Below are 25705 nucleotides of genomic sequence, written 5' to 3' on the forward strand. Positions count from 1 at the left end.
GTCGTGTCGACCCAGCACAAGCCCGGCTATGACAAGGGTGAGAAGCAGGCGCAGCTTCACGCTTATGTGAAGGACGTCGTGGCTCGCGTCATGCCGGCGCGGCTGCTCGGCAACGAGACCGTCTATCACATCAACCCGACTGGCAGCTTTGAGATCGGCGGCCCCGACGGCGACGCCGGGCTGACCGGCCGCAAGATCATCGTCGACACCTATGGCGGCGCAGCGCCCCACGGCGGCGGCGCCTTCTCCGGCAAGGACCCGACCAAGGTCGACCGCTCGGCCGCCTACATCGCCCGCTACCTTGCGAAGAACATCGTCGCCGCCGGCCTCGCGAAGCGCTGCACGATCCAGCTCGCCTACGCGATTGGCGTGTCGGAACCGCTGTCGCTCTACGTCGACACTCATGGCACCGGCACGGTCGGCGATGCCGAGCTCGAAGAGGCAATCAAGGCCATCCCGGAGCTGGGCGGCCTCACCCCGCGCGGCATCCGCACCCATCTCGGCCTCAACAAGCCGATCTACGCCCGCACCGCCGCCTACGGCCATTTCGGACGCAAGGCGGAAGGGGATTACTTCCCGTGGGAGCGGACGGACCTGGTCGAGAAGCTGAAGGCGGCGGTGGAGACGGCGTAGCGCTTGTTGCACCTCCGACTGCATGCGACACCCCTGACCGGACGACAGGGGACAGCGCATGAGACGCAGGCTGCCGACGGCTCTTGCAACGGTCTCTCTCCTGTGGGGATTCCTCCCCGCGGAGGCCAACGTCTTTGTCGAGGCGACCTTCTCGGAAAAGATGCAGGAAGCCGACGTCGTGATTGTTGCGACCGTCGTGTCGACCCACACCGACGCGAACGACCTCTACGGCAACTTCGTCGAGGTGGAGACATTCGCCATCCTAAAAGGAGCGGCCAATCCGCGTCTCGAGGTCGAAACGCGGAGCCAAATTGCGGAGGCCGATCCGCACTGCTGCGAGGTGGGAGCGACATACGTCATGTTTCTTTACAGGACCCCCAGCCACAGGATGGCTTCCGTCAACGGCCGCTTCGGCCTGGTACGAATCGGACCCTCGAAGCGAGAGCCGCCTATGCAGGTCATTGTGCCCCCGCCCCCGGAGAAGTGGCCGAAGCGCAGGAAGTAGCTCCGCTGGCTGCCGACGGACCTGTCGAGAAGCTGAAGGCGGCGGTCTGATCCGCCCCGCTGGCCCTGTTGCCTGAAAGCGACAGGGCCGCGGCGCCATTGCACTCAACCGGAACTGCCCGACTCCGCGGCCCGTTGAGGTCGGCGGAGACAGGTTCATGGTGCAGAACAGCTTCTCGATTCTCTTCCTGCTGGCGCTCGCCGGCGGCGGCTTCAGCCTGGTGCGCACCGTTCGCGAGAGCTGGCGGGACATCCAGGGCGCGCTGGTGCCGCGTCGGCCGCTGCCGATGGCGGTCGTTTACAGGACGGCCACATGTCCAGCCGCCGAGGTTCCGTGGGTGGCGCAAAGGCTGGTGCTGCGAGAGCTCGACGAAGCCCTGCCCGAAGCGGTCTTGCCTTCGGCCTGGGTTGCCCGGCCGATGACGTCCGCCACACTGGGCTGAGACCAGAGCGAGACTGACGGCGGGATTGTTGAGACGGGGGCGCCGTGCCATCCTTGCGGAAACAAGGGAGGAAGGGCGTGCATCACCGGCCGTTTCTGAGCGCCGTGGCAGCGGCCTGCATGGCCTCGGGCGCCGCGGCGGGGGCTCTCGCCAAACCACCCGTTCCCGCGGTTTCTGAGGTCGAGCAGCAGGCGATTCGCGACGCCGGCACGCGCGGCGCGTTGCTCTACGCCTACGATCAGGCGGCCTGGCACGGCACCGACGAGATGATGGCGAAGCTTCCCGATGCGCGGTCGAAGGTGGGCGGGTGGATCGTCGATGGACCTGCCGAGGCGCCCCAGCTGGTCTTCTTCGACAGGGACACGGCAGCGCCTCACGCTGTGTTCGTCGCGGATTTCAGGAACGGGAAGCTCGTCTCGAGCCGCGTGGCGGGGCCGGGCGAGCCCGCCCTCAGCCCCGAACGCAGGCGGCTCATTGCCGCTCGCGCCGCAGCCACTGAAGCGCTGAAGGCGAAGGGCTTCCAGCGCTGCAGCGCGCAGGCGATGAACACGGTGGTGCTGCCGCCGGCCGCGCCGGACGCGCCAATCTACGTGTACCTGCTGACGCCGCAGCCGGACATGAACACGATCCCGTTCGGGGGCCATTATCGGGTCGCGGTGGGACCGGACGGCCAGCCCGGCGAGATCCGGCCTTTCACCAACAGCTGCATCGCCATGTCGGCGCGGCCACCCGCCGGCGCCAAGTCCGCCGCGCTGGTCATCACCCATCTGCTCGATCCGGTGCCGACTGAGATCCACGTCTTCTCCTCCCTGGTGGCGCATGTTCCGGTGATGGTGGCGACCAAGGACGGCCGCATCTGGGCCGTCGCCGGGCCCCGGATCACGCCGATCGGGAAGATCGCCCACTAGCACTTGCGGGGCGCGCCGGCGGCGCATAGGCGGCTCGCCATGGGCGACCCCACCACCCTTCGCCGTCTCTACGGCCGCCGCTCCGGGCACAAGCTCCGCCAGGGGCAGGCGGCGTTGCTCGAGCAATTGCTGCCGGCGGTTTCGGTGCCGGAGGACGGGCCGGTGACGGCGGAGCGATTGTTCGGCGATGCCGAAGGGCATTGGCGCCCGCTGCACTTCGAGATCGGCTTCGGATCGGGCGAGCATCTCGCCTACCGGGCGGATCTGCTGCCGGACCACGGCTTCATCGGGGCGGAGCCGTTCCTGAACGGCGTGGTCGGCGCGCTTGCGCATGTAAGGGACGGGCGGCTCGCCAACGTGCGGCTGCACATGGGCGATGCTCTGGAAGTGCTGGAGCGGGTGCCCGACGGGGCGCTGACGATGGTCTATCTGCTCCACCCCGATCCGTGGCCGAAGGCGCGGCATGCCAAGCGGCGGATGGTGAATGCCGGCCCGCTCGACCTCATCGCGCGCAAGCTGAAGGCCGGGGGCGAGTTCCGGCTCGGCACCGACGATCCGACCTATTGCCGCTGGTCGATGATGGTGATGAACGGCCGCCGCGACTTCGAATGGCTGGCGGAGAGGGCGAACGACTTCCTCACCCGCCCCTCCGGCTGGCCGGAGACGCGGTACGAGGCCAAGGCGCGGCGCAAGGGGCACGAAGTCTGGTACTTCCGCTACCGGCGCGCCGCAGCGAGCGCAGGTCAGGAATAAGCGAGCAGACGGTCGCGCTTTTCGGCGAGCGCTTCGTAGGTATCGCCGGCCGGGTCCCCGGCGATCGTCGCCATCGCCCGCGCGAGCCGTTCGCCGCCGGCCTCCGCCAGCCCCGGTATGACGGCGGCGATGTCCTCCATCTCGGCGAGGTCGCCGCTGCAGTGGAGACCGACGTCGCAACCCGCCGCGACCGCCCGGGTGGCGCGCTCGCCGGGCGTGCCGCTGAGGGCGTTCATGCCGAGATCGTCGGACATCAGGAACCCGTCGAAGCCGATGCGGCCGCGGATGATGTCGCCGATCACCACCGGGGAGAGGCTGCCGGGCCGTTCCGGGTCCCAGATCGTGTAGACGAGGTGGGCGGTCATCCCCATCGGCGCGCCGGCGAGGGTGCGGAACGGTTCGATATCGGTTTCCAGTTCCGCGTCCGTGGCGCTGACGAAGGGGAGATCCTTGTGGCTGTCGACCAGCGCGCGGCCGTGGCCGGGCATGTGCTTGACGACCCCCACCGCGCCGCCCGCACGCAGCCCGTCGAGGACGGCGCGGCCGAGCGCGGCGACCTGCATCGGCGCATCGCCGAGCGCCCGGTCGCCGATAATGTCGGTGGCGCCGGGCTGACGGACGTCGAGCAGCGGCAGGCAATCGACGTTGACCCCGACTTCGCGGAGCAGGACGGCGATGGCCTGGGCATTCGCCCGCATGGCCTCGATCGCGCTCATCGGCGCTTTTTCGTAGAGCTTCGCGAAGGCCTCGGCGGCGGGAAAGGCCGGCCATTCCGGCGGCTTCATCCGCGCCACCCGGCCGCCTTCCTGGTCGATCAGGATCGGCAGGTCGTCGCGGCCGTGGAGGGCGCGCAGGTCGTCGGTGAGGCTGCGCATTTGCTCGCGGTCGACGCAGTTGCGCGCGAACAGGATGTAGCCGGAGGGATCGGCGTCGCGGAAGAAGGAACGCTCGGCGTCGGTGAGGGCGGGGCACGAGACCCCGTAGATGATGGCCTGCATGACACTCCAATACCGGTCGACGCGAACTTGTCGAAGCCCTTCGCTTCCCTTGCGGCAGGGGACGCGGGGCGCCTCGCGCCCCGCCGGTGTTGCCAAGCCAAGGCCGGGTCGATCGGAACGCGGTTCAACTAGCCGCTCTGGGGAAAAGGCAGTCGCAGCGGCAAGCGCGAATATCGTAAGCCGTGACCTGTGTTGCTTGGCCCAGCACCGCTAAATAGGCTGCTTAAGTACGAAGACGGAAGATGGAACCTGCCCAAACACGGCATCGCCCCATCTCTAAGAAATCTGGCCTTGCATTTTCTGCCAGTGCAGTTTTAGTCTCAGCGCCTTGTTGCTGCGTACGGCACCTTACGAAGTGAACGTTGCTCGATTCACCCGACTCACGAGCGGTCCGCAATAGCGCTACACAGGGAGGTATGAGATGGCCACGACAGCCCATAATCTCGTCGACCTAACGCCAATTACTAGCGCCATCATGCAAATCGTTGCGGCGCTTCTCCTCGCGTTCGGAACTTGGGCAATCCAGCGTTTTGGTCAGTGGGTCGGCCTCAAGAACGACAGCGCCATTACGGCTGCGTTCGACTCGGCGCTGCAGAAGGCAGTAACTTTCGGGCTTCAGCAGTCGCACGAACTGATCAAGCAGAACGGATGGGACCATGTGTCAGTCCGCGACGCGACTTTAGCCTCGGCCGGCACCTACATCGCCAGCCGGTTCCCCGACACATTGAAGAATGCGGGCTTGGATCCCACGGCTGCCGATTTCGACGAAAAGGTCAAAGACGCGCTGGACCGGGCATTTCCCCATGCCGTCGCCGTGGCCGCCGCGTCTCCGGCAACCCCGCCGGCGACCGCGCCGAATCCGCCGGAGCAAAAGGATCTGCCAGTGCAGGGGGTCGCGCAGGTCAACCAGAACCAGGGCTGATGGTTGGTTGGAGCGATTGCCGGTCTGCGCCCCGCGCGGACCGGCGGTGCCCCGCCACGTTCACACCTTGAGGCACTGCTCCCCGGCGACCTGGAGGCGGCCGCAGATGCCGGCGGCGTCGGGGCCGCTGGCGCGGAGGCGATACCAGGTCTTGCCGCCCACCTGCGCCGTGACGACGCTGTGGCTGAGCGGGGCGAGATAGCCGAAGCGGCCGGACATCGCCTTCCACGCCTTTTCCGCCAGCGCGCCGTTCGGGAAGGAGCCCAGCTGGATGGTCGCGCCGCCGGCGGCGGCCGGGGCGGCGCTGGTCGGCGCGGGCGCCTTGATCGTCGCGGGCGGCTTCTTGTCCGACGCCTTTGGCTGGGGCTGCGGCTGGGCCTGCGCGGTCTGCTGCTGCTGGGCCGGCGGCGCGCCCTTCTGGACGGGCGCTTCGGGGACGGCGCCGGTGTTGATCTTGCCCTTGGGATCCGCGCCGGCGCTGGCGGCGAAGGCGGTGTCGCCCTCGCCTTCGACGGTCATCCCGCCGGGCGCGTTCGGTTTAACCTTGTACGGCCCCGGCTGAGCCTTGACGAGCTCGGCCTCGCCGCCGGTGCGATGCGCGGCCCCGCGATTGCCGAGCCAGAAGATGCCGCCGACCACCGCGCCGATCGCGGCCAGCCCGATCAGGACGGCGACGATCAGCTTCAGGGCCGAGGGGCCATCGCCGCGCTCGTCCTCTTCCACCGCCTCCAGCCACGGAAGGCGGTCATCGAGAGCCGGATCGTCGGCGCGAACGTCGGTCATCACTGCATCTCCTCCGCCGCGGCCACTCCCATGATGCCGAGGCCGTTGCGAATAATCTGCCCTATCGCAGCGGCCAATTCTAGCCGCGCACGGGTTAATGCCTGATTATCCTCGATAAGAAAGCGCCGCGAGGGGTCGTCATTGCCCCGATTCCACAGCGCGTGGAAGGCAGCGGCGAGGTCGCCGAGGTAGAAGGCGACGCGGTGCGGCTCGTGCGCCTGCGCCGCGCTCTCGACAAGACGCGGGAACTGCGCGGCGAGCTTGACCAGCGCCAGCTCCTCGTCGTCGAGCAGCGACAGGTCTGCTTGAGCGGATGCATCGACGCCGGCCGCTTCGGCCTTGCGGTGCAGCGACCGGATGCGGGCGTGGGCGTATTGGACGTAGAAGACCGGATTGTCCTTCGACGCCTCGACCACCTTGGCGAAATCGAAGTCCATTTGCGCGTCGTTCTTGCGCGTCAGCATGGTGAAGCGGACGACGTCCTTGCCCACCTCCTCCACCACTTCGGCGAGGGTGACGAAGCTGCCCGACCGCTTCGACATCTTCACCAGCTCGCCATTGCGCAGCAGGCGGACCATCTGGACGAGCTTGACGTCGAGCGCCGGCCGCCCCGCCAAGGCCTCGACGGCCGCCTGGGTCCGCCGGACGGTGCCGGTATGGTCGGCGCCCCAGACGTTGATCAGTTCGTCCGACGCCTGCAGCTTCTGCATGTGGTAGGCGGTGTCGGCGGCGAAATAGGTCCAGCTGCCGTCCGATTTCTTGATCGGCCGATCCTGGTCGTCGCCGAACGCCGTCGAGCGGAACAGGAGCAGCTCGACGGGCTCCCAATCTTCGATCGTCTTGCCCTTGGGGGGCGGCAGCGTGCCTTTGTAGACCAGTCCCTTCTCGTCGAGCAGCGCCAGCGCGCGGTCGACGGCGCCCGATTCCTGGACCTCCCGCTCCGAGGCGAAGAGGTCGTGGTGGACGCCGAGGCCGGCGAGATCGTCCTTGATGAGGTCAAGCATCGCGGCGACGGTGCGGCGGCGGAAGGTCTCCAGCCATTCGGCTTCGGGCGCGTCGGCGTAACGCTCGCCGAACTCGTCCGCGAGGGCGGCGCCGACGGGCTTCAGATAATCGCCGGGATAGAGGCCTTCCGGGATCGCGCCGATCTGCCGGCCCAGCGCCTCAAGGTAGCGCAGGAAAGCGGAGCGGGCGAGGACGTCGACCTGGGCGCCGGCGTCGTTGACATAATATTCGCGGACCACCTGGTGCCCGCCATATTCGAGCAGGCTGGCGAGGGCGTCGCCGACCACGGCGCCCCGGCAATGGCCCATGTGCATCGGGCCGGTCGGGTTGGCCGAGACATATTCGACATTGACCCGCTGGCCCTTCCCGACGCCGGAGCGGCCGTAGCCTTCTGCGGCGGCGAGGATCGTACGCAGTTCCTCCTGCCAGAGCGCCGGCGAGAGGCGGATGTTGATGAAGCCGGGGCCGGCGATCTCAGCGCTCTCCACCTCGGGCAGCGCCTCCAGCCGAGGCGCGATCAGCCCGGCCAGCGCCCGCGGATTGGTGCCGGCGCGCTTGGCCAGCACCATCGCGGCGTTGGTGGCGAGATCGCCGTGCGACGCGTCGCGCGGCGGCTCGACGGCGACGGCGCCGCGATCGAGGCCGGGCGGCAACTGCCCTTCCCTCTCCAGGGCATCGAGGGCGTCGGCGACATGCGCGATGAAGCGGGCGTAAAGCGTGCTCACGAAAACCTATCCTGTACGGGAACGCCGCGCTCTAGCGGATCGTGCGCCGGAAGGTCCAGTGGGTGGTCAGAAGCCTTCCGGAAGCTCCACCGGGCCCACCACCTCGCGATACTGCTTGATCGCGTAGCGGTCGGTCATGCCGGCGATGAAGTCGCCGATCGCGCGCAGCGTGGCGATGCGGTCGCCGCCTTGGGGCTGCCAGCCCGGAGGGAGACGCGAGGGGTCGGCGGAATAGGCGGACCAGAGGCCGGTGACGATCTGCTGAGCGTGGCGCCTGATCTCCGCGACGGGCGCCGCATTGTACATGCGGGCGTGGAGGAAGGTCTTGAGCGCCTTTTCCTCCGCCGCGAGGCCCTCCGAGAAGCCTGCAAGCGGGCCGCTCGCCCTGCGAACCTCTTCGATGCCGGCGAGGCCGGCGGCGCGGCGCTGCGTCTCCTCCAGCACATCGTTGACCATGAGCCCGATCTGGTCGCGGACCAGCTCGGGTGTCAGGCGGGCGTCGGGGAGGTCCGGATAGCGCGCCCTGACTCCGGCCCAGACGCGCGCGGCGAGCGGGACTTCGAGCAGCTCCTCCAGCGTGAACAGGCCGGAGCGCAGGCCGTCGTCGATATCGTGATTGTCGTAGGCGATATCGTCGGCGATAGCGGCGACCTGGGCTTCGAGGCCGGGCCAGGTGCCGAGCGCCAGATCCCATTGTGCATTGGCTTCGGCGAGCGCCCAGGGCAGCGGCGCTGTCACCGGCCCGTTATGTTTAGCGAGGCCCTCGAGCGTTTCCCAGCTGAGGTCGAGGCCGGCATGGGTAGGATAGGGGCTTTCCAGCTTCGTCAGCAGCCGCAGCGTCTGGGCATTGTGGTCGAAGCCACCGGCCTCGGCCATCGCCTCGGTCAGCGCGTCCTCGCCCGAATGGCCGAACGGCGGGTGGCCGATGTCGTGGGCGAGGCACAGAGCCTCGGTCAAATCCTCGTTGAGGCCGAGGGCGCGCGCGAGTGTGCGGCCGATCTGGGCGACTTCGAGGCTGTGGGTGAGCCGGACGCGGAAATGGTCCCCGTCGGGCGCGACGAAGACCTGGGTCTTGTGGCGGAGGCGGCGGAACGGAATGGAATGGACAATGCGGTCGCGGTCGCGCTGGAAGGCGTCGCGCGGACCGCGGCTCGCCCCGCCCGGCGCGCCGTGGAAGCGGCCGCGCGACCTAGCCGGATCGGCGGCGAGGTGGGCGAGCGGCCTCACTTGGCCGGAAGCTTCGCGACCTTTTCGCCCACAGCACTCGTCCAGGCGAAGGCGCGCAATTTCTTCTCCGCCAGTTCGTTGACGAATTCCTGCGCGTCGTCCTTGCTCGCGAACGGGCCGACGAGGATGCGGTTGGTCTCGCCCATCGCCGCCGTCCAGCCGGTGCGCGCGGAGAGGAGCTTGCCGGCCTTGGTCTTCAGCCGGGCATATTCGCCGGGCAGGCTATCCTCATCGTCGCCGATGCCGAGCTGGACCCAGTGGCGGCTGGTCTCCTTCGCCTCCGGCTTCTTCGCGGCGACGGGCTTCCTGGCGGCGGCGGTGGGTATTTTGGGCCCGTAACCGGTGCTGTCGTGCTTCGCCGGAACGACCGGCGTGGGCAGGGTGCGCACGGTGGCCGCGAGGTCGGCGAGCCGGCTCGGGTGCGGCGCCGGCGGTTTCGCGGCCGGAGGCGTGGTCTCATCCGCGGTCCGCGTCGACGCAGCGGCAGCGCCGGGGCGGCTGATGTCGAGCGGGTGGGGCAGCGCGATGACCGGCACCTGCGGCGCCGGATTCACGGCCCGGGAGGGCAGAGGCGTCGGCGTCGCACTGGCGATCCGAGTCTCCTGCGAGTGGGGCTGGGTGCGCGGCAGAGCGGGGCGGCTCCAGGACCAGGAGGAAGGCTGCGCTGTACTGGCGTGGGCCGGAGGGGCGCCGCCGCCGCTGGGCCTGCGGCGGACAGCGGATGGGTCGGCCGCGGCGGGCGGGCTAACGGGAGGCGCGATCGCCTGCGATCGAACCGGCGGCGCCTCTTCCTCGTCGGCGGAGTCCCGCGGCGCGGCGCGCACGAGGGCGGCCGTCGAGCGGCCGAGGCCGGGCTGCAGCGCGTCAGGGCGACCCGCGTCGACCGGCGAGGGTGCGCCGGCGCCCATCGACACGACGTTCGAGCGGAAGCTGTTCATCGCGTAATTGGACGCTGGCGCGGTGCGGCCGTCCTGTGGGAAGTGGCCGAGGTGGACGGCAAGCGCGCGGTCGGCGAGGCTGAGGCTCGGAAGCCGGGCGAGGAACGGCATCAGCGCCGCGCCTTGCGGGCCGGGCATGCTCGCCTCGACGACGCGGGCGGCGTCGGCGGCGTCGCCGGTCAGCGCCAGCACGAGGGCGCGGGTGCGGTCGGCGGCGGGATTACGGGTCTGGAACTGCTCGTCGAGGAGGCGCAGCGCCGGCTCGCGCTCGCCGCTGATCGCCAGCGACAGGGCGAGGCGCCGGGTCAGCTCCGGATCGCGCGACCGCTGCAAAGCGAGCCGATAATCGCGCTGGGCCCGGCGCGGATCGCCGGCAATGTCGTAGGCGAGGCCGCGGTCGGGGGCGATCTCGGCTTCGGGCACGCCGAGATCGGCGGCGTCCTTGAAGAATTTGAGTGCGGCGTGGGGCTGTTCGAGCTGCACCAAAGCGGACGCGATCCACATCTTGATGCGGCCGTCGCGCGGCGCCTCGTCCTCGGCGCGGGCGAGGAAGCTCAACGCCGCCTGCGCGTCGCCGACGGCGAGCGCGGCGCGGCCGGCGCCGGTCAGCGCGTCGACGCTGCGCGGATTGGCGACGAGCGTCTTCAAATTGCGCGACAGCGCGTCCCCAGGCGTCTCCTGCGGCGCGCCGTAAGTCTGTTGTGCGATGGCCGGCCCCCCGGCCGACAACATCCCCGCACCCAGCACGGCAAAGCCGAGCAGGGCACCCCTCATTCTATGTTTCATCGGGTCCGAAGGAACAGGAGTCCGCCAAGCGGAGCAACGGCTTATCGGCGGGGCGGTGTGGGGAGGCGGTGAAGTGCCTCCCCATCGAAGATGGGGAGGGGACCACCCGGAGGGTGGTGGAGGGGTATCGGCAGGCGCCGCAGCTCGTGAAGACCCCTCCACCACCTCCTGTGGTCCCCCTCCCCATGCGCTTCGCGCATGGGGAGGCATGAAGCCTTACTGGTTGTTCTGGCGCCCGAGGAAGCGGGGGATGTCGAGCGGGTCGCGGCGGCCGCTGCGGGCCGGTGCGGCGGGCTCTTCCTCCACCTGCGCCTTGGCGGCGCCGCGGGCGATGTTCGACATGCGCTCGAACAAAGTGCCGCCGTCGCGCGCTGGCTTGGGCTCCGGCGCGGCGGGTTCGCCTGGGTCTTCGCCGATCAGCCAGGAGCGGGTGCCGGGCGCACGCGCCTCGGGTCCGCCGGCAAATTCCTCATCGACGAAGCCTTCTTCGCCGAGCATCTCGCCGCCGAGCAGCAGCTCGTCGGACCCGCCTTCGGCAGCGGGCGTGTCGAGGGTCAGCTCCTCCGCCTCCGGCGCCGCGGCGAGATCGAGCACGTCGGCTTCCGCCGCTTCGGCCTCGGGTTCCGGCTCCGGCGCACTGAGCGTCATCTTCGGCGCTTCCGGCGCGGCGGCCGCAGGGGCCGCGCTCCGGCCGGCGCCGGGGAAGGCGAAGACCTTGGCGGGCGCAGGCGGCGCCTGCGTCACCGCCTCGGCATCGATGCCGGTGGCGACGACGGAAACGCGGATCTTGCCCTGGAGGTCGTTGTTGAACGCCGAGCCCCAGATGATGTTCGCGTCCGGATCGACCAGTTCCTTGATGTGGCTGGCGGCCTCGTCGACTTCCATCAAGCGCATGTCCTCGCCGCCGGTGATCGAGATGATGACGCCCTTGGCGCCCTTCATCGAGACGCCGTCCAGGAGCGGGTTGGCGATCGCCTTTTCGGCCGCCTCGATGGCGCGGTTGTCGCCGGACGCCTCGCCGGTGCCCATCATCGCCTTGCCCATCTCGCCCATCACCGAGCGGACGTCGGCGAAATCGAGGTTGATGAGGCCGGGCATGACCATCAGGTCGGTGATGCCGCGCACGCCCTGCTGCAGCACCTCGTCGGCCATCTGGAACGCCTCCTTGAAGGTGGTGTTCGGGTTGGCGATGCGGAACAGATTCTGATTGGGGATGACGATCAGCGTGTCGACGTGCTGCTGAAGCTCGTTGATGCCGGCGTCGGCCGAGCGGCCGCGGCGGTTGCCCTCGAAGCTGAACGGCTTGGTGACGACGCCGACGGTCAGGACGCCCTTGTCGCGGGCCAACTTGGCGATGACCGGCGCGGCGCCGGTGCCGGTGCCGCCGCCCATGCCGGCGGCGATGAAGCACATGTGGGCGCCTTCGAGCGCGGCCTCGATCTCCTCGATCGCTTCCTCCGCGGCGGCCTTGCCGATCTCCGGACGAGAGCCGGCGCCGAGGCCCTGGGTGATGCGGAGGCCAAGCTGGATGCGCTGCGCCGCGGGTGAGGCATTGAGCGCCTGCGCGTCGGTGTTGGCGACGAGGAAGTCGACGCCCTGCACCTCGTTGGCGATCATGTTGGCGACCGCGTTGCCGCCGGCACCGCCGACGCCGATGACGCTGATCCTGGGACGAAGCTCGTCCACTTCCGGACGGATGAAATCGATGCTCATCGGGTCTTCTCCCCCTGCTGTACTTTGGCGACGGGACGCACGTTAACCTGTTCTTTGCACGAGGCGATTCTCGCGGGCGAGAGAAAAGTTAACGAGACGGTATTTTTCCGTGGATGAATGCCTTCGTGAGTCCGAAATGTCACGGGGATTGAGTCCCGACGGCCACGGGTGAGTCTCAAAAGCCACTCCTGAACGCCGAAACCAGCCGGTTGATGATGTTGCCGCTCCCAGCGACCCGCGGCGCGCCCTGGTCGCGGGGCAGCGCGCCGCGCAGATCGAGCTCGTTCGAGGCGGCGAACTGGGCGAGGCCGACGAGGGTGGTGAAGGCGGGGCCGCTATGGGCGTCGGGCAGGCCCGGCAGGCTGGGGCGGCCGATGCGGACGGCGCGGCCGAGCACGCCCTGGGCATAATCGGCGATACCCTTGAGCTCGGAGCCGCCGCCGGTCAGCACCACCTGGCGGCCGAACGGGCCGGCGAAGCCGAGGTCCTTCAAGGCGCCGGCGATTTCACCCGAGAGATGCTCGAGCCGCTGGCGGATCACGGCGATCAATTGCGCACGCGTGATCCGCGCGGCCTCCGTTCCCTCTTCCGAGCCGGCGATGGGCGACAATTCGATCATGTCGTGATTGTCGCGTGGGCTCGCCATCGCCGAGCCGTAATAGCATTTCATCCGCTCAGCCTCGACGCGGCGGGTGCCGAAGGCGGAGGCGATGTCGTCGGTGATGTCGATCCCGCCCATCGGCAGGGATTTGAGGCCGAGCAGCATGCCGCCGGCGAAGACGGAGACGTTGGTGACCCCGGCGCCCAATTCGACCAACGCGACCCCGAGCTCCCGCTCCTCCTCCGACAGGCACGCCTTCCCTGCTGCGACCGGTGAAGCGACGATCGCCTCGACGCCGAGATGGGCGGAACGGACGCACAGATCGAGGTTCCTGACCGGCGACGGCTCGGCGGCGATTACGTGGATGTCGACGGCCAGCCGGTCGGCGTGGAGGCCGAGCGGCTTCTTCACGCCCTGCAGCCCGTCCAGCGTATAGAGCGCCGGCATGGCGTGGAGGATCATCTTGCCGTCGGAATCGATCGATTCCCGCCCGACCGCGAGCAATTGGTCGACATCCTCCTTGGCGACGCGGCGGCCGCCGATCTGAACTTCGACGCTGGCGAGCGAGGAGACGAGGCCGCCGGCTGAGAAGCCGACATAGACGTCCTCAATGTTGGTCGCGGCGATCCGCTCCGCCTGCTCGACCGCCTCGCGGATCGCGCCTTCGGTCTTCTCCATGTCGGCGATGTAGCCGCGCCGCACGCCCTGGCTCTGGCGCTGGCCGGTGCCGAGGATCTTCAAGCTGCCGTCCTCGCCCGGCTCGGCGATGAGGGCCGAGACCTTGGACGAGCCGACATCGAGGGCGGTGACGAGCCTCCTGGGCGGGGTGACGGCGGGACGCTTCATCAGATCGTCTTCGTCGCGTCGGGGACGCTGCCGGGCTTCACGGCACGCGGCGGCGGCGTGGCGGGGGCGGGCTCGGCGGCCGGCGGCGCGTCCGGGGCGATCGACGGCACCGAGCTGCCGGGCTCGTTGGAGACGCGGATGATGAACTTTCCAGGGATGCGCATATCGAAACGAACGAAGCCCTTGCCGAGCAGTTGCTTGGCCTGGTCCATCTGCGCGAAGCGGGCGAGCGCACGGCGCGCCTCCCCTTCCCCTTCGGGCAAGGCCAGCACCTCGCCGGAGTGGAAGCGCAGATCCCAGCGGCGCCCGCCGATCCAGCTCGCCCCGGCCAGCACCGGCTTCAGCCGCGGCGCAGCGGCGGTGAGGTCGGAGAGGTCCTGGACATGCCGGCTCGCCTCCGGGCCGATGACCAGCGGCAGGTCCGGCATCGCCTCCAGCTTGACGGGCGCCAGCACGGTGCCCTCGGCGTCGATCAGGGCGAGGCGGCCTTCATTCTGCCAGATCGCGGTCGGCACCCGCTCGACGATATCGACGACGAGCGTGTCCGGCAGCCGGCGCGAGACGCGGGCATCCTTGATCCAGCCGAACCGGAGCAGCCGCTGCCGCGTCGCCTCGAGGTCGACGAGCGGCATCGCCGACGAGCCTTGGTCGAAGGCGATATTGTAGATTTCGAGCTGGGGGACGTGGATCGCGCCCTTGATCTCGACGTGCTTCAAGGAGAAGCCGGCCTCCCCCGCCGCCTCGCCCAGCGAGCCGCCGAGCATCTGCGGCACCCGCAGCACCGCCAGGGCGGCGACCGCGAGGGCGACCAGCATGGCGACGAAGATCCAAGCGCTGATGCGGCGGACCAGCTCGCCCAGAGGACTCGGCGCGGCGGCCTTGCCGCGGCCGCGCGCGCCCGCCTTGCCCTTGGGCTTCGCGCGAGGGCGTGACGCGGCCTTGGCGCTCATAATGCCTCCTCGACGATGCGCTGGACCAGCTCGGGGTAGGAAAGGCCGCGATATTTCGCCTGCTCCGGCACGAGACTAAGTGGCGTCATGCCGGGCTGGGTGTTGACCTCGAGCAGATAGAGGCCCGTCTCGCCCTGCTCATCGTCCCAGCGGAAGTCGGAGCGCGAGCAGCCGCGGCAGCCGAGCAGCTTGTGGGCCTGAAGCGCCATCGCCATCGCCGCGTCGGCGATGTCCCGCGGGATTTCGGCCGGGCAGACATGCTGCGTGAGGCCATCGGTATATTTGGCGTCGTAATCGTAGAATCCGGTCTTGGGCACCAGCTCGGTGACGGCGAGCGCCTCCTTGCCCAGCACCGCCACCGTCAGCTCGCGCCCGCGGATGAACGGCTCGGCGAGCAGCCGGTCGAAATGCTGCCACGGGCCCGGCGTGTCGCGCCCGATCGGATCGCCGTAATTTCCTTCTCGGGTGACGATGGCGACGCCGACGGAGGAGCCTTCGTTGACCGGCTTCACGACATAAGGACGGGCGATCGGGTCGGCGGAATAGAGGCTCTCGCTCTCGACGATCGTCCCGGCGGGCATGCGCACGCCATGGGGGACGAGGACCATCTTGGTGAGTTCCTTGTCGATGGCGATCACCGAGGTCTCGAGCCCGCTATGGGTGTAGGTGAGGCCCATCAGGTCCATCAGGCCCTGCACCGACCCATCCTCGCCGGGCGTGCCGTGGAGGGCGTTGAACACCACGTCCGGCTTCGCCTCGGCGAGCCGCTGCGCGACGTCGCGGCCCATGTCGATGCGGGTGACGCGGTGGCCGAGGCTTTCGAGCGCATCGGCGACGCCGGCGCCGCTCATCAGCGACACCTCCCGCTCGGCCGACCACCCGCCCATGAGGACGGCGATGTGGAGGCGTGAAGCCCTCTCCCCTTCAGGGGAGAGGGTTGCGAGAGGGGCAGTCGAAAAATCAATCATTGAACGCCCCGCCTGTCGCGGACTCCCCCTCTCCCCGACCCTCTCCCCTGAAGGGGAGAGGGAGATGTTCGCCGACACGCTCTTTGCCGGCGTCGTCGGCAAACATGCCGACACGCTGGATTTCCCATTCCAGCTCGACGCCGGAAGCCTGCCGCACGCGGCGGCGAACTTCCTCGCCCAGCGCCTCGATGTCGGCGGCGTTAGCCTTGCCCAAATTGAGCAGGAAGTTGCAATGCTTTTCAGAGACTTGCGCGTCGCCGATCGTCAGCCCGCGACAGCCGGCCTCGTCGATCAGCTTCCACGCCTTGGTCCCGGGCGGATTCTTGAAGGTCGAGCCGCCGGTGCGGCTGCGCAAAGGCTGGCTCGCCTCGCGCTCCTCCGCGATCCGGTCCATCTCGGCGGCAATGGCGGCGCGCTCGCCCGGAACGCCTTCGAAGACCGCCTCGACGACCACGGCACCAGCCGGAACTTCGGAATGACGGTAGGTGTAGCCGAACCGCTCGCGCCGCCAGGTCTCGATGCTGCCGTCGCGCAGCACGAGGGTCGCCTCGACCAACACGTCCGCCACTTCGCGGCCGTAGGCGCCGGCGTTCATCCGCACCGCGCCGCCTGCGGTGCCGGGGATGCCGCGCAGGAATTCCAGCCCGGCGATACCGGCATCGCGCGCCTTGGAGGCGACGGTTATCCCCATCGCCCCACCGCCGGCGCGGATCCGATTTCCGGGCTCGACGCCGACCTGCGCCATCGCCTTCGGGAGACGGACCACCACACCCGGAACGCCGCCGTCTCGAACGATCAGGTTCGAGCCGACGCCGACCGGGAGGACGGGGACTGCCGGGTCGAGTTCGCGCAGGAAGGCGGCGAGGTCGTCCACGTCCTTGGGCCTCACCAGCCATTCGGCGGGGCCGCCGGTGCGGAACCAGATGAAGTCCGCGAGGGCGCCATCCTTTTCGATGGTGCCGCGCAAGGCGACAGGCCCCACCCCCAACCCCTCCCCTGAAGGGGAGGGGTTTATTTGAAGTACGCCCTCAAGCCCCTCCCCTTCAGGGGAGGGGTTCGGGTGGGGCCTGTGCGAGACCCGGCTCATTTCGCCAGCCTCGCGCAGCGTATGCCTTCGGCCAGTGCCGCCGCCCACTTCGTGATGTCGCCGGCGCCGAGGCAGATCACCATGTCGCCTCGCGCGGCGATGTCGCGCAGGCTGAGGCAGAGGTCGTCGAGGTCCGCGACCGCCTTCACGGCGCGGTGGCCGCGCTGCTTCAGCCCCTCGACTAAAGCGTCGGCATCCACCCCCTCGATCGGCTCTTCGCCGGCGGCATAGACGGGGGCGACGTAGACGATGTCGGCATCGTTGAAGGCGCCCTGGAACTCCTCCATCAGGTCCCGGAGCCGGGTGTAGCGGTGGGGCTGGACGACGGCGATCACCCGGCCTTCCGCCCCTTCACGAGCCGCCGCGAGGACGGCGCGGATCTCGGTCGGGTGGTGGCCGTAATCGTCGATAATGGTCGCGCCCTGGATCTCGCCCACCTTGGTGAAGCGCCGCTTGACCCCGCCGAACCGCTCGAATCCCTTGGCGATGGTGTCGTGCGGGATGCCGAGCTCGGCGGCGACGCCGATCGCGGCGAGCGCGTTCTGGACGTTGTGGCGGCCCGGCATCGGCAGCGCGATGTCGGTTATGGTGGACGTGTTACCGGCGCGGTCGCGGATGGTGACGTCGAAGCGGTTGCCGCCGGCGACCGGACGGACATTCTCGCCGCGCACGTCGGCGAGCGCCGCAAAGCCGTAGGTGACCACCCGTCGGTCGCGCAGGCGCGGGATGATCGTCTGCACCTCGGGATGATCGACGCAGAGCAAGGCAGCGCCGTAGAAGGGGACGTTCTCGACGAACTCGACATAGGCGTCCTTCACCTTGTCGAAGCTGCCATAATGATCGAGATGCTCGGGATCGATGTTGGTGACGACGGCGATCTGGCCGTCGAGGCGAAGGAAGCTCCCGTCGCTCTCGTCCGCCTCGACCACCATCCAGTCGGACGAGCCCAAGCGGGCGTTGGAGCCGTAGGCGTTGATGATGCCGCCGTTGATCACCGTCGGGTCGATGCCGCCCGCATCGAGCATCGCCGCGATCATCGAGGTGGTGGTCGTCTTGCCGTGGGTGCCGGCGACGGCGACGGTGGATTTGAGCCGCATCAGCTCGGCGAGCATCTCCGCGCGGCGGACGACCGGGATGCGCCGCTCATAGGCACAGACGAGTTCGGGGTTGTCCTTGCGGATCGCGGTCGAGACCACGACCACCGCGGCGTCGCCGAGATTGTCCGCGCTCTGGCCGATCACCACGGGGATGCCCGCCTTCCTGAGGCCCTCGACGACATAGCCTTCCGCCGCGTCAGAGCCCTGCACCTTGTAGCCGAGGATGTGCATCACCTCGGCGATGCCGGACATGCCGATGCCGCCGATGCCGATGAAGTGGATGGTCCCGATGTCGGTCCCCACTCCCCTCATGCATAAGCTCCGTTCGGGATCGGCTTGAGGACGATCTCCTCGGCGGGGAGCGGATCGGCGCCGGGCTCGCGTCCCGAGCGCTCGACCAGGTCGGCAAGATCGGAGGCGGCGTTGGGGCGGCCGACGGCGCGGGCGCGGGCGGCGGCGTTGGCGAGCGCGTCCGGATCGAGGCCGAGCTTCTGCATCTGCTTGGCGAGCTCGACCGGCGTGAAGGCTGCCTGCGAGATCATCCGCGCGCCGCCGGCCCGCGCCATTTCGCGGGCGTTGGAGGTCTGGTGATCGTCGGTCGCGCTCGGCAGCGGGATGAGGATCGCAGGCCGGCCGGCGGCGGTCAGCTCGGCGATGGTCGAGGCGCCGGCGCGGGCGATGACGAGGTGGGACCAGCCGAGCTTCTCCGGCATGTCCTCGATATAGGTGGCGAGGTCCGCGGGGATGCCGAGCGACGCAAATTTGGCGCGGACCTGCTCGATGTCCTCGGCCCGGCATTGCTGCGTCACCTGGAGGCGGCGGCGGAAATGCTCGGGCAGCATGCCGAGGCCGTCCGGGACGACGCTGGAGAGGATGGTGGCGCCCTGACTGCCGCCCGTCACCAGCACGCGGAACACGCCGTCGGCGGAGAGCGGCGGGTAAGGCTGCTCGCGCAGCGCCAGCACCTCGTCGCGGACTGGGTTGCCGACCAGGTGGGTCTTGCTCGCGTAGCTCTTGGAGAGGCGATCGACCGTCCCATACGCCGTGGCGATGGCGTCGACCCGGCCCGCCATCAGCCGATTGACCCGGCCGAGCACCGCATTCTGCTCATGGACGAGGGTCGGCACGCCGCACGCCCGCCCGCCGAGCAGGGCCGGCAGCGCCGGATAGCCGCCGAAGCCGATCACCGCGGAGGGCCGGAAGGTCTCGTAGAGCCGCATCGCCATGGCGCGGCCGGTGAAGATGTTTCGCGCCGCCTTGAGCCACCCCGCCGGCCCGCCGCCGAGCCGTCCGGCCGGGAGGATGTGGACCTGGACGCCTTCGAACAGCCCCGGGATGCGGGCGCCGCGATCGTCGGTGACCAGCGCCACGCGGTGGCCGCGGCGCATCAGCTCCTCCGCCAGCGCATGGGCCGGGATCATATGCCCCCCGGTCCCCCCGGCGGCGAGGACGTAATGGCGCCCGAACATCATCTGCCGCTCCACTTCACGACATAGGGCGAGCGGTGGAGGTAGGGGTTGCGCCTGGTGAAGGCCAACAAGAGGCCCATGCCGATCGACAAAGCGATCATCGACGAGCCGCCGTAGGAGATGAACGGCAGGGTCATGCCCTTGGACGGCGCGATCTGGACGTTGACGGCCATGTTGATCAGCGCCTGCATGCCGAACTGGGTGACGAGGCCGGCGGCGGCGAGGACGACGAACTGGTCGTCCTCGTGGAGCAGGCGGATCATCACCCGGGCGACGATGGCGAGGTAGATGATGGCGATGGCGAGGCAGGCGATCATGCCGAACTCCTCGCCGATCACGGAGAAGATGTAGTCGGTATGCGGCTCCGGAAGCAGGAACTTCTTGGCGCCCGCGCCCGGACCGGCGCCGAACAGACCGCCGGCGGTCAGAGTCTTCAGCGCCGACTCGGTCTGATAATTGTCGCCATGGTCGAAGAGGAAGCCGTCAATCCGGGTGTGGGCCACGGGATAGAAGAAGTAAGCGAGGATCACGACCGCCACCGCGCCCAGCGCGAGGAAGGCGAGGAAGCGGAGCGGCGCCCCTGAGAGGGTCAGCAGCATCACCCAGGCGGAGGCGAAGATCACCGTCTCGCCGAAATTGGGCTGCTTCATGAGGAGCAAGGCGATGAGGCCGGTGATGATTCCCGTCAGCGGCACCATCGGCAGGTTCGGGTCCTCCTTCTTGAGGCTGAGGAGCCAGGCGATCGAGACGATGTAGAGGGGCTTCAAAAACTCCGACGGCTGGAACTGGAAGAAGCCCATGCCGAGCCAGCGGCGGGCGCCGTTGATCTGCGGGCCGACGACCGGGACCAGGAACAGCAAAGCGGTGAACAGCACGGCGCCCATCAGGCACAGGCGCCGCGCCCGCGTCCGCGGCAGCATCGAGATGCCGATCATCACCGGCAGCCCCGCCGCGATCCACACCAGCTGGCGGTAGAAATAGTAAAGCGGGGGGAAGGTGACGCCGTTGCCCGAATAGCGCTGGCCCGCGGCGGGCGAGGCGGCGGCGACGGCGATGAGGCCGATGGCGATCAGCACCGCGACGAAGAGGAGGAGGACGCGGTCTATCTCCCAGAACCAGCGGCCGAGCGCGCTCCTGTCCGAGCGCCCCAGCCGCGTCCCGCCCTTCGCCTTCAACTGCCCCATGACGCTCATGCCAACGCCTCCACACACACGCGGAAACTCTCCCCCCGCGCCTCATAATCCCTGAACTGGTCGAACGACGCGCAGGCGGGCGACAACAGCACCACCTCCCCCGCCTTCGCCGCCCCCGCCGCCGCATCCACCGCCGCGTCGAGAACGCCGCATTCGGTGACCGGCACCGCCGACCCCAACAACTTCGCGAACATCGGCCCGGCCTCCCCGATCGTGTACGCGGCCCGGACATGGTCGAGGTGGCGTGCGCAGGGGCCGAGATCGTCACCCTTCGGCACCCCGCCCAAGATCCAGTGCACCGCCGGGAACGCCGCGAGGGCAGGCGCCGCCGCTTCCGGATTGGTCGCCTTGCTGTCGTTGACGTACAGCACGCCGCGTCTCTCGCGCACCCGCTCCATCCGGTGCGGGAGGCCCGGGAAGGTCTCGAGAGCGTTGAAGATGGTCGCGTCCGGAACGCCGAGCTCGAAGCAGGTTGCGACGGCGACCGCGAGGTTCTGCGCGTTGTGCGCTCCCTGCAGCGCGGGCCAGCGCGAGCTATCCTTGATGAGGACGGAGTTGACGCCGATTCTGCGCGCGACGATCTGCTCGGAGAGGGAGATGGCGCGCGTGTATTGGTCGTCGGTGGTTATCACCGCGGCATGCTCGGGCGACTGCATTGTGAAAAGGCGGGTCTTCGACGCGGCGTAATCGTCCATGTCCTCGTAGCGGTCGAGATGGTCCGGCGTGACGTTGAGGAGCGCCGCCACGTCGCAGTCGAGACTCTGGGTGAGGTCGATCTGGAACGACGACAGCTCGAGGACATAGACGCCGACCCCATTCTCATTCGGGGCGAGGGGGTCCTGCGCGAGAATGGGGAGGCCGATGTTTCCGCCCATCGCCGTCGGAATGCCGGCGCTCTCCAGGATATGGTGGACGAGCGCCGTCGTCGTCGACTTGCCGTTGGTCCCGGTGATTCCGACCACCTTGTGCGGCGGGAGCGCCGCGCGGGCCTGGGCGAACAGTTCGATGTCGCCGATCAGCGGCACCTTCGCTTCGCGAGCGCGGGCGGCGATGCGGTGGCGGTTGATCGGCACGCCCGGTGAGACGACGATCCCGGAAAAGCCGGTGAGCGCGGTGGCGAGGGGATCGGCGATGCGCCCGGAGGGGGTGAGATGCTCCCGCGCCTCCGCTTTCTCGTCCCACGCCATTACATTGGCGCCGCTGGCGAGCAAAGCCTCGACCGTCGCCACGCCGGAGCGGGCGAGGCCGTAGACGGCGTAGCTCTTGCCGGAAAAGGCGCTGGAGGTGATCACCGTAGCTTCAGCGTCGACAGGCCGGCGAGCGCCAGCACGAAGGCGATGATCCAGAAGCGGATGACGACGGTCGGCTCCGACCAGCCCATCTGCTCGAAATGATGGTGGATGGGCGCCATCTTGAAGACGCGTTTGCCGGTCCGCTTGTAGAAGAAGACCTGAATGATGACGCTCATCGCCTCCACCACGAACAGGCCGCCGATGATGCCGAGGACGATCTCATGCTGGGTCGCGACGGCGATGGAACCCAGGGCACCGCCAAGGGCGAGGCTGCCCGTGTCGCCCATGAAGACCGCCGCCGGGGGTGCGTTGAACCAGAGGAAGGCGAGGCCGGCGCCGACGATCGCCGAGCAGAGCACGGTGAGGTTACCCACCCCGGGGACGTGCGGGATGCCGAGATAGGTCGCGAACTTGGCGTTGCCGACGAGGTAGGAGATGACGAGGAAGGCCAATGCCGCGATGATGACCGGCATCGAGGCGAGGCCGTCGAGCCCGTCAGTGAGGTTCACCGCATTGCCGAACGCCACCACCACGAAGGCGGCGAAGAAGGGGTAGAAGATCCACAGGTCGACCACCGGCCCCTTGTAGAAGGGGATGTAGAGCTGGGTGCCGGCGCCGTAGGTGATGATGCCGCAGCCGACGCCTGCGACGAGGAACTCGGCGAGCAGGCGGACACGCGCGGAGACGCCCTTGTGGCTGCGCTTCGTCACCTTGTCGTAATCGTCCAGGAAGCCGATCAGGCCGAAGCCGATGGTGATCAGCATGCAGGCCCAGAGGTAGCGGTTGGAAAAGTCCATCCACAGGAACATCGCGACGCTGAGCGAGGTGAGGATCATCAGCCCGCCCATGGTCGGCGTGCCGCGCTTGGCGAGGTGGGATTGCGGGCCGTCGTCGCGGATCGGCTGGCCCTTGCCTTGCCGCACCCGCAGCCAGCCGATGAACCTGGGGCCGATAAGCAGGCCGATGAACAGCGCCGTCGCGGTCGCGGCGCCCGCCCGGAACGTGATGTATCGGAACAGGTTCAACAGGCCCGGGAAGTGCAGCTGCTGGGCAATCCACAGAAACATCAGCTTTTCCCGCTCGCCAGCGCCTCGACGAGGGCGGCAAGTCCGATCGAGTTGGATCCCTTGACGAGTATCGCGTCGCCGGCCCGGACCTCGTCGCGCACGATTTCGGTGGCCGCCGCCGCCGATCCGACATGCGCGGTTTTAACGTTTTGGCCAAGCGCTTTCGCGAGCGGCCGCATCTCTTCTCCGACCAGAATGGCATAATCGACACACGCCGCCTCGACCCGCCCGGCGAGGCCGGCATGGAACGCTTCGGATTCGGCACCAAGCTCCTTCATCCCACCTAGCACCGCGATGCGGCGGCCCGATGGTTTCAAAGTCGCGAAAGTGGCTAAAGTGGCACGCATCGAGGCGGGGTTGGCGTTGTAGCTCTCGTCGATGAGCAGCGCCTCGCCGCCGCCCGCGAGGGCGATGCGGTGGCGTTCGCCCCTGCCCTTCAGGCCCGGCATGTCGGCCAGCGCGAGGCCGGCGGCGGCGAGGTCGCCACCCAGGGCTTCGACGGCGCCGAGGACGGCCATGGCGTTCGAAACCCAATGCGTGCCCGGTTGGGAAATGGTGAAGGTGAGTTCGGATTCAGGAAGGATCGCCGTCACCAGCGATCCGCCGCCGGGGGCGCCGACCACATCGCGGGCGCGGATGTCGGCGCCTTGGCCCAGCCCGAAGGTGAGGACGCGGTCGGCGTGGCGGCGGGCACGGGTCTCGAGCAGGTCGCGGTGGGCGCTGTCGAACGGGACGAGCGCGGTGCCGCCCTCCTCCAGCCCCTGGAAGATTTCGGCCTTGGCCTCGGCGATGTCGGCGTCGCTGGCGAAGAATTCGCGGTGGGCTGGGGCAATGGCGGTGATGATGGCGACGTGGGGGCGGACGATGCGAGTCAGCGCCGCCAGTTCGCCGGCATGGTTCATGCCCATTTCGAAGACCCCGAACCGCGTCTCGCGCGGCATGCGGGCGAGCGAGAGCGGGACGCCGGTGTGGTTGTTGTAGCTCTTGACCGAGCGGTGCGCGGTGCCGGGCGCGCTGCGGTCGAGCGCGGCGTAGAGCGCCTCCTTCGTCCCCGTCTTGCCGACCGAGCCGGTGACGCCGCAGATCCGCGCGGCGGTGCGGGCGCGGGCGGCGCGGCCGAGGTCGTTCAGCGCGGCGGTGGTGTCGGCAACGCGGACGTTTGGGTGGGCGCTGTCTTCGGAGACCAGAGCCCCCGCGGCGCCGGCGGCGAAGGCTTTGTCGAGGAAGCGGTGCCCGTCCGTGGCCTCCCCCTTCATCGCAATGAACAGGTGGCCCGGCTCGACCTCGCGCGAATCGAAGGCGACGCCTGAGACGTCGAAGCTTGCGGCGGCGGTGCCGCCGGTCGCCTGCGCGATTTCCTCGGAGGTCCAGAGCGGGCTCATGCCGCGCACTCGCGGGCGACGGCGACGTCGTCGAAGGGGAGGATTTGGTCGCCGACGATCTGGCCCTGCTCGTGTCCCTTGCCGGCGAGGAGGATGATGTCGTCGGCGCCGGCCTCGGCGATCGCGGTGGCGATGGCTTCGCGGCGGCCGGCGACTTCGGTCGCACCGGGGGCGCCTTCGAGAATCGCGCGGCGGATGGCGGCCGGCTCCTCGCTGCGCGGGTTGTCGTCGGTGACGATAACGCGGTCGGCGAGCCTGGCGGCCACCGCGCCCATCTCGGCGCGCTTGCCGACGTCGCGGTCGCCGCCTGCGCCGAAGACGATGATCAGGCGGCCTTTGGCGTGGGGGCGGAGCGCCGCGATGGCGGCCTCGATCGCATCCGGCGTGTGGGCATAATCGACGTAGAGCGGCGCCCCGGCGCGGGTGATGACGGCGCGCTCCAGGCGGCCGCGGACCGGCTGGACCCGGCCGAGATGGGCGAGGACCTGCTTCAGCTCCCCCCCGGTGGCGAGGACGAGTCCGGCGGCGGTGAGGGCGTTGGCGGCCTGGTAGGCGCCGATCAGCGGCAAGGTGACCTTGTGCGTCTTGGCGCCCGTCTCGATGACCAGAGTCTGGCCGAGCTGGCTTGGGCTGCGCTCGACGAGGCGGAGCGTCGTGCCCTTCCTGCCGACTGTGATCGCCTTGAGGCCCCGCGCCTCGACCCGGCGCAGAAGCTCCACCGATTTCGGATCGTCCATCCACAGGACAGCCGTGCCGTCCGGGGCCAGCACTTCGGAGAAGAGGCGCATCTTCGCCTCGAAATACTCCTCCATCGTGCCGTGATAATCGAGATGGTCGCGGCTGAAATTGGTGAAGGCGGCGGCCTGAACCGGCAGCCCCTCGGTCCGGTACTGGGCAAGGCCGTGGCTGGAGGCTTCGAAGGCGGCGTGGGTGACGCCCTCGCGCGCCAGGCCCGCCATGTTGGAGAGGAAGGTGACGATGTCGGGCGTGGTGAGGCCAGTCGTCACCTGATCGTCGGCGGTGGTGACCCCCAAAGTGCCGATCGAGGCGGCGTGGTGACCGGCCATCCGCCACAGCTGGCGGGCCAGCTCGACGTTGGAGGTCTTGCCGTTGGTGCCGGTGACGGCGATCACCGTCTTTGGGAAGGGCGCGAAGAATTTGGCGGCAAGCTGCGCGAAGGTGCGGCGCGGCTCTTCGGACGCGATGCGGGGGGCGCCCTCCACGGTCACGTCGGGACGGGTCACCACCGCGACGGCGCCGGCGCGGACAGCGTCAGGGATGAAGTCCTCGCCGTTGAACAGGGTCCCGCGGAAGGCGCCGAACACGGTGCCGGGCGCGACCTTGCGGTGATCGATGGCGAAGCCCGTCACGCGGGAATCGGAGTCGATCCCGGCGAGGTCGCGCAGGCGCATCGG

At 69.0% G+C, this 25705-nt stretch carries 23 protein-coding genes; 6 read left to right on the forward strand and 17 right to left on the reverse strand.

The genetic code is table 11. The annotated features are described in order from the left end of the window. From VGC56_RS12670 to trmB, 5 genes are all read left to right on the forward strand, one after another. Window positions 1-633: methionine adenosyltransferase domain-containing protein (locus VGC56_RS12670; RefSeq protein WP_464125345.1), on the forward strand; the 633-nt coding region annotated here is incomplete at its 5' end. A 58-nt stretch (window positions 634-691) separates the two neighbouring features. Next, a complete protein-coding gene (locus tag VGC56_RS12675; protein ID WP_464125346.1) occupies window positions 692-1138 on the forward strand; it encodes a hypothetical protein in 447 nt (148 codons plus the stop codon). 157 nt (window positions 1139-1295) lie between these two features. Then, window positions 1296-1580: a hypothetical protein gene (locus tag VGC56_RS12680; protein ID WP_464125347.1), complete on the forward strand. Its 285-nt coding sequence runs from the start codon at window positions 1296-1298 to the stop codon at window positions 1578-1580. 77 nt (window positions 1581-1657) lie between these two features. After that, a complete protein-coding gene (locus VGC56_RS12685) occupies window positions 1658-2488 on the forward strand; it encodes a hypothetical protein (RefSeq protein WP_464125349.1) in 831 nt (276 codons plus the stop codon). A gap of 39 nt (window positions 2489-2527) precedes the next feature. Next, entirely contained in the window at window positions 2528-3241 is a 714-nt protein-coding gene (gene trmB / locus VGC56_RS12690) for a tRNA (guanine(46)-N(7))-methyltransferase TrmB (RefSeq protein ID WP_464125351.1), read from the forward strand. On the opposite strand, the gene nagZ is transcribed toward trmB, so the two are convergent. Further along, window positions 3232-4239 (reverse strand): beta-N-acetylhexosaminidase, encoded by a 1008-nt coding sequence (gene nagZ, locus VGC56_RS12695; RefSeq protein WP_464125353.1) that lies wholly within the window; start codon window positions 4237-4239, stop codon window positions 3232-3234. The two genes, trmB and nagZ, sit on opposite strands and share 10 nt — an antisense overlap. Before the next feature lie 421 nt (window positions 4240-4660). Between nagZ and VGC56_RS12700 the strand changes: the two genes are divergently transcribed. Continuing rightward, on the forward strand, window positions 4661-5161 hold the full coding sequence (locus VGC56_RS12700; protein WP_464125355.1) for a hypothetical protein: 501 nt from the start codon (window positions 4661-4663) through the stop codon (window positions 5159-5161). A gap of 60 nt (window positions 5162-5221) precedes the next feature. On the opposite strand, the gene VGC56_RS12705 is transcribed toward VGC56_RS12700, so the two are convergent. The 16 genes from VGC56_RS12705 to VGC56_RS12780 all read right to left on the reverse strand — a co-directional run bounded on the left by VGC56_RS12705 (window position 5222) and on the right by VGC56_RS12780 (window position 25702). Continuing rightward, window positions 5222-5944 carry an SPOR domain-containing protein gene (locus VGC56_RS12705; RefSeq protein WP_464125357.1) on the reverse strand — a complete coding sequence of 241 codons (723 nt, stop codon included), beginning with the start codon at window positions 5942-5944 and terminating at the stop codon, window positions 5222-5224. Then, complete coding sequence (argS, locus tag VGC56_RS12710; protein ID WP_464125358.1) at window positions 5944-7674, reverse strand: arginine--tRNA ligase; 1731 nt, start codon at window positions 7672-7674, stop codon at window positions 5944-5946. Before argS ends, VGC56_RS12705 begins: the two co-directional genes overlap by 1 nt. A gap of 66 nt (window positions 7675-7740) precedes the next feature. Further along, window positions 7741-8901 (reverse strand): deoxyguanosinetriphosphate triphosphohydrolase, encoded by a 1161-nt coding sequence (locus VGC56_RS12715; protein WP_464125360.1) that lies wholly within the window; start codon window positions 8899-8901, stop codon window positions 7741-7743. Beyond that, window positions 8898-10613: a CHAT domain-containing protein gene (locus tag VGC56_RS12720; protein WP_464125362.1), complete on the reverse strand. Its 1716-nt coding sequence runs from the start codon at window positions 10611-10613 to the stop codon at window positions 8898-8900. The genes VGC56_RS12715 and VGC56_RS12720 overlap by 4 nt, the downstream gene beginning before the upstream one ends. Window positions 10614-10841: 228 nt before the next feature. Continuing rightward, the gene (gene ftsZ, locus VGC56_RS12725) at window positions 10842-12338 is read right to left on the reverse strand and encodes a cell division protein FtsZ (protein WP_464125364.1); all 1497 of its coding nucleotides are present in this window, start codon (window positions 12336-12338) and stop codon (window positions 10842-10844) included. Window positions 12339-12513: 175 nt separating this feature from the next. After that, window positions 12514-13785: a cell division protein FtsA gene (ftsA, locus tag VGC56_RS12730; protein WP_464125365.1), complete on the reverse strand. Its 1272-nt coding sequence runs from the start codon at window positions 13783-13785 to the stop codon at window positions 12514-12516. Beyond that, window positions 13785-14735, reverse strand: coding sequence for a cell division protein FtsQ/DivIB (locus tag VGC56_RS12735; protein WP_464125367.1), 951 nt, complete (start codon window positions 14733-14735; stop codon window positions 13785-13787). Before VGC56_RS12735 ends, ftsA begins: the two co-directional genes overlap by 1 nt. Beyond that, window positions 14732-15622 (reverse strand): D-alanine--D-alanine ligase, encoded by an 891-nt coding sequence (locus VGC56_RS12740; RefSeq protein WP_464125398.1) that lies wholly within the window; start codon window positions 15620-15622, stop codon window positions 14732-14734. Before VGC56_RS12740 ends, VGC56_RS12735 begins: the two co-directional genes overlap by 4 nt. A gap of 73 nt (window positions 15623-15695) precedes the next feature. Beyond that, a complete protein-coding gene (gene murB, locus VGC56_RS12745) occupies window positions 15696-16685 on the reverse strand; it encodes a UDP-N-acetylmuramate dehydrogenase (RefSeq protein ID WP_464125368.1) in 990 nt (329 codons plus the stop codon). A 101-nt stretch (window positions 16686-16786) separates the two neighbouring features. After that, entirely contained in the window at window positions 16787-18199 is a 1413-nt protein-coding gene (gene murC / locus VGC56_RS12750; protein WP_464125370.1) for a UDP-N-acetylmuramate--L-alanine ligase, read from the reverse strand. Then, entirely contained in the window at window positions 18196-19359 is a 1164-nt protein-coding gene (murG, locus tag VGC56_RS12755) for an undecaprenyldiphospho-muramoylpentapeptide beta-N-acetylglucosaminyltransferase (RefSeq protein WP_464125372.1), read from the reverse strand. Before murG ends, murC begins: the two co-directional genes overlap by 4 nt. Next, window positions 19356-20549, reverse strand: coding sequence for an FtsW/RodA/SpoVE family cell cycle protein (locus VGC56_RS12760; RefSeq protein WP_464125374.1), 1194 nt, complete (start codon window positions 20547-20549; stop codon window positions 19356-19358). The genes murG and VGC56_RS12760 overlap by 4 nt, the downstream gene beginning before the upstream one ends. Further along, window positions 20546-21841, reverse strand: coding sequence for a UDP-N-acetylmuramoyl-L-alanine--D-glutamate ligase (murD, locus tag VGC56_RS12765; RefSeq protein WP_464125375.1), 1296 nt, complete (start codon window positions 21839-21841; stop codon window positions 20546-20548). Before murD ends, VGC56_RS12760 begins: the two co-directional genes overlap by 4 nt. After that, the gene (gene mraY, locus VGC56_RS12770) at window positions 21838-22908 is read right to left on the reverse strand and encodes a phospho-N-acetylmuramoyl-pentapeptide-transferase (protein ID WP_464125377.1); all 1071 of its coding nucleotides are present in this window, start codon (window positions 22906-22908) and stop codon (window positions 21838-21840) included. The genes murD and mraY overlap by 4 nt, the downstream gene beginning before the upstream one ends. Next, window positions 22908-24290, reverse strand: a complete 1383-nt coding sequence (locus tag VGC56_RS12775; protein WP_464125379.1) for a UDP-N-acetylmuramoyl-tripeptide--D-alanyl-D-alanine ligase — start codon at window positions 24288-24290, stop codon at window positions 22908-22910. Before VGC56_RS12775 ends, mraY begins: the two co-directional genes overlap by 1 nt. Beyond that, window positions 24287-25702, reverse strand: a complete 1416-nt coding sequence (locus tag VGC56_RS12780) for a UDP-N-acetylmuramoyl-L-alanyl-D-glutamate--2,6-diaminopimelate ligase (RefSeq protein ID WP_464125381.1) — start codon at window positions 25700-25702, stop codon at window positions 24287-24289. Before VGC56_RS12780 ends, VGC56_RS12775 begins: the two co-directional genes overlap by 4 nt. Between the last annotated feature and the right edge of the window lie 3 nt (window positions 25703-25705).

Origin of the sequence: Allosphingosinicella sp., from assembly GCF_036403745.1 — a bacterium.
GTDB lineage: Bacteria > Pseudomonadota > Alphaproteobacteria > Sphingomonadales > Sphingomonadaceae > Allosphingosinicella.

Excerpts from the sequence above, each read along its gene's own strand:
- VGC56_RS12675 (WP_464125346.1), top strand. The coding sequence starts at position 692 with ATGAGACGCAGGCTGCCGACGGCTCTTGCAACGGTCTCTCTCCTGTGG.
- VGC56_RS12680 (WP_464125347.1), top strand. The coding sequence starts at position 1,296 with ATGGTGCAGAACAGCTTCTCGATTCTCTTCCTGCTGGCGCTCGCCGGC.
- trmB (WP_464125351.1), top strand. The coding sequence starts at position 2,528 with ATGGGCGACCCCACCACCCTTCGCCGTCTCTACGGCCGCCGCTCCGGG.
- nagZ (WP_464125353.1), bottom strand. The coding sequence starts at position 4,239 with ATGCAGGCCATCATCTACGGGGTCTCGTGCCCCGCCCTCACCGACGCC.
- VGC56_RS12700 (WP_464125355.1), top strand. The coding sequence starts at position 4,661 with ATGGCCACGACAGCCCATAATCTCGTCGACCTAACGCCAATTACTAGC.
- VGC56_RS12705 (WP_464125357.1), bottom strand. The coding sequence starts at position 5,944 with ATGACCGACGTTCGCGCCGACGATCCGGCTCTCGATGACCGCCTTCCG.
- VGC56_RS12720 (WP_464125362.1), bottom strand. The coding sequence starts at position 10,613 with ATGAGGGGTGCCCTGCTCGGCTTTGCCGTGCTGGGTGCGGGGATGTTG.
- ftsZ (WP_464125364.1), bottom strand. The coding sequence starts at position 12,338 with ATGAGCATCGATTTCATCCGTCCGGAAGTGGACGAGCTTCGTCCCAGG.
- ftsA (WP_464125365.1), bottom strand. The coding sequence starts at position 13,785 with ATGAAGCGTCCCGCCGTCACCCCGCCCAGGAGGCTCGTCACCGCCCTC.
- VGC56_RS12735 (WP_464125367.1), bottom strand. The coding sequence starts at position 14,735 with ATGAGCGCCAAGGCCGCGTCACGCCCTCGCGCGAAGCCCAAGGGCAAG.
- VGC56_RS12740 (WP_464125398.1), bottom strand. The coding sequence starts at position 15,622 with ATGGGCGGGTGGTCGGCCGAGCGGGAGGTGTCGCTGATGAGCGGCGCC.
- murC (WP_464125370.1), bottom strand. The coding sequence starts at position 18,199 with ATGAGGGGAGTGGGGACCGACATCGGGACCATCCACTTCATCGGCATC.
- murG (WP_464125372.1), bottom strand. The coding sequence starts at position 19,359 with ATGATGTTCGGGCGCCATTACGTCCTCGCCGCCGGGGGGACCGGGGGG.
- VGC56_RS12760 (WP_464125374.1), bottom strand. The coding sequence starts at position 20,549 with ATGAGCGTCATGGGGCAGTTGAAGGCGAAGGGCGGGACGCGGCTGGGG.
- mraY (WP_464125377.1), bottom strand. The coding sequence starts at position 22,908 with ATGTTTCTGTGGATTGCCCAGCAGCTGCACTTCCCGGGCCTGTTGAAC.
- VGC56_RS12775 (WP_464125379.1), bottom strand. The coding sequence starts at position 24,290 with ATGAGCCCGCTCTGGACCTCCGAGGAAATCGCGCAGGCGACCGGCGGC.
- VGC56_RS12780 (WP_464125381.1), bottom strand. The coding sequence starts at position 25,702 with ATGCGCCTGCGCGACCTCGCCGGGATCGACTCCGATTCCCGCGTGACG.